The organism is Candidatus Pelagibacter communis, from assembly GCF_001180185.1.
Classification (GTDB): Bacteria; Pseudomonadota; Alphaproteobacteria; order Pelagibacterales; family Pelagibacteraceae; genus Pelagibacter; species Pelagibacter ubique_F.
Window position 1 is genome coordinate 1 of sequence record NZ_CVSS01000026.1, and the last position, 850, is coordinate 850.

The 850-nt window shown below is 27.2% G+C and carries 1 protein-coding gene; it reads left to right on the forward strand.

All coding sequences use genetic code 11. The annotated features are described in order from the left end of the window. Positions 1–250 precede the first annotated feature (250 nt). Positions 251–850, forward strand: a 600-nt coding sequence (locus tag AMN95_RS02125) for an ABC transporter ATP-binding protein (RefSeq protein WP_143323752.1), incomplete at its 3' end; no start/stop codon positions are given.

An 850-nucleotide genomic window follows, 5' to 3' on the forward strand; every position in this document is an offset into this window, starting at 1 on the left:
CTCCTCTTGTTTTGCCATTCTTGCTGGCTGGACTTCAGTAGTCCAAAATTTAATATCTGCAAAACTAGTATTTGAAATTAAAAATACGAGAACAGATATATTTATTATTATTTTTTTAAACATATTCCCCTCTTTTCTGTTTTACTCTATATATCTCTCTGTAACTCAATTTATTATTGCTATAAACTTAACAGTGTAATAATTTTTAACAACATTTTAAAATCATTTAAAATCAATTTAAATATTAATAATGTCAAAAATTATTATTAAAAATCTTGGGAAATCTTTTGGTGACAACAAAGTAATTAGTAATTTTAATTTAGATATAGAGGATGGAGAATTTATTGTTTTAGTGGGACCTTCAGGCTGTGGAAAATCAACCTTATTAAGAATGATATCTGGACTAGAAAAAATTGATCACGGAGAAATTTTTTTGGATCAAAAATTAATAAACAATCTACTTCCTTCTAAAAGAGAAATTGCAATGGTATTTCAATCATATGCTTTATATCCTCATATGAATGTTTTTGAAAATATGTCTTTTGGTTTAAAAATGGAGAAAATTCCAAAAAGAGAAATTAATCAAAAAGTTAACAATGCTGCATCTACACTTCAAATTGAAGATTTACTTGAAAGAAAACCCAAACAACTTTCGGGTGGACAAAGACAAAGAGTTGCAATTGGGAGAGCAATAACAAGGAGCCCAAAAGTTTTCTTATTTGATGAACCATTATCAAACCTTGATGCTAGTTTAAGATCTGAAATGAGAGTTGAAATATCTAAGTTACATAAAAAATTAAACTCTAATATTATTTATGTAACCCATGATCAAGTTGAAGCAATGACTTTG